Origin of the sequence: Mesorhizobium sp. M4A.F.Ca.ET.050.02.1.1 (assembly GCF_003997725.1) — a bacterium.
Taxonomy (GTDB): Bacteria; Pseudomonadota; Alphaproteobacteria; order Rhizobiales; family Rhizobiaceae; genus Mesorhizobium.
The window spans coordinates 1-1551 of record NZ_RZSG01001086.1 but is presented as its reverse complement, the minus strand read 5'-3'; the positions used below and the strand labels follow the sequence as shown (position 1 = coordinate 1551).

Genomic DNA, 1551 nt, shown 5'->3' with positions numbered 1-1551 from the left:
GTCTTGGCCAGCATCGAGCCGTCGCCGGAAAAATCGTGGAACTGCTTGGGATTGTCCTCGCGCGACAGCGGCCAGAGCCGCGAGCCGACGCCGCCGCTCATGACGAAACTGACGATGCGCTGAGGCAAGATTCGAGACTCCGAAGGGCCAAGAGACCCGTTCTAGCGGGGTGATGGTCAGTGACGCAAGGCTGGGACGCGGCTCTTGCCGACGTGTGAATCCGGTGTCGCCAGGGACATCGTGACAAAAGCCGAAGAAATGCGACAGACGTACTGCCATTGGTGCTTGCAGGATCGAAAAGCGGCGGCTATAAGCCCGCGGTCTGGTCACGGAGTGTAGCGCAGTCTGGTAGCGCACATCGTTCGGGACGATGGGGTCGCAGGTTCAAATCCTGCCACTCCGACCAGAAAAACAAGCACTTGGGTGCTTGCTCCCGAAATCACCCATCCGCGCCTCAAATCGAGCGGAACGGCTTCTGGCCTTCCATTGTGCTCGACAACAGGCTCTCGCTTTGACCTAATGGCGCCCTACCCAAGTTCGACAGGCGTGCGGGATTGAGGAACGGCGAGCAGGTGAAAGTATGAAGTTCACGCCGACGGCAGCACTCCCGTTCACTTTGCTCGCTGTGCTGCCCGTTGCAGTTGGCTGCTCCTCGACCGTTGCTTCGATCAATCCGGGCAAATACGACCGAATGACCTGCCCGGAACTCAACGTCGCGCTCGGCGACACCGCCACCGATATCTCGCAAACCGCCATCGCACGCGGCAAGGTCGCCAACACCAGCGTGCCGAACTGGCTGCTGGGCGGCGAGCGTGTGAAAACGGTCGTGGCCAATCGCGAAACGGCCAAAATCGAACGACTGCAGCAACAGCAGCAGGCGATAGTCACGGCGCGAAAGCGTCAGTGCGCGTCCACGCAATGATTTGCCTCTGACAGGTGACGTTTCAGATCACGCGCTCATCCGGAAGCGCGCCGTATCGATCGCGGCGTTCATCAGTGTCTGGGTGTAGCCGGCCTGCGGATTGCTGAAGATCGCCTCCGTCGGCCCTTCCTCGACGATCTTGCCCTGCTTCATGACGATGATGTAGTCGGCCATGGCGCGGACCACGGCGAGGTCGTGGCTGATGAACAGGTAGGACAGTTCGTGGTCGGCCTGCAGCTTGCGCAGCAGCTCCACGATCTGCTTCTGCACCGAGCGGTCGAGCGCCGAGGTCGGCTCGTCCAGCACCACCAGCTTCGGCTTCAGGATCATGGCACGGGCGATGGCGATGCGCTGGCGCTGGCCGCCGGAGAATTCGTGCGGATAGCGGTTGCGCGAATTGGGATCCAGCCCGACTTCGCGCAGCGCCTCGACCGCGCGCTGGTCGCGCTGCTTGCCGGTGAGCGACGGTTCGTGCACCAAAAGCCCTTCGGTGATCACCTGGCCGACGGTCATGCGCGGCGACAGCGAGCCGAACGGATCCTGGAAGACGAGCTGCAATTGCCGCCTGAGCGGCCGCATCGCCTGGCGATCGGCGTCGGAGATGTCGCGGTCGCCAAAACGTATGAGAC

General features: G+C 62.2%; 3 protein-coding genes and 1 tRNA gene. 2 read left to right on the top strand and 2 right to left on the bottom strand.

The features are described from left to right. A partial coding sequence (locus EOA33_RS35195) for a sugar phosphate nucleotidyltransferase (RefSeq protein WP_145989506.1) occupies positions 1-128 on the bottom strand: 128 nt, incomplete at its 3' end. 201 nt (positions 129-329) lie between these two features. Here EOA33_RS35195 and EOA33_RS35190 point away from each other — a divergent pair. Beyond that, a tRNA-Pro gene (locus tag EOA33_RS35190) sits at positions 330-406 on the top strand. 174 nt (positions 407-580) lie between these two features. Further along, positions 581-922: a hypothetical protein gene (locus EOA33_RS35185; RefSeq protein WP_127407682.1), complete on the top strand. Its 342-nt coding sequence runs from the start codon at positions 581-583 to the stop codon at positions 920-922. A 27-nt stretch (positions 923-949) separates the two neighbouring features. On the opposite strand, the gene EOA33_RS35180 is transcribed toward EOA33_RS35185, so the two are convergent. Continuing rightward, positions 950-1551 (bottom strand): ATP-binding cassette domain-containing protein (locus EOA33_RS35180; RefSeq protein WP_145989505.1); only part of this gene is annotated, 602 nt, incomplete at its 5' end.

Excerpts from the sequence above, each read along its gene's own strand:
- EOA33_RS35185 (WP_127407682.1), top strand. The coding sequence starts at position 581 with ATGAAGTTCACGCCGACGGCAGCACTCCCGTTCACTTTGCTCGCTGTG.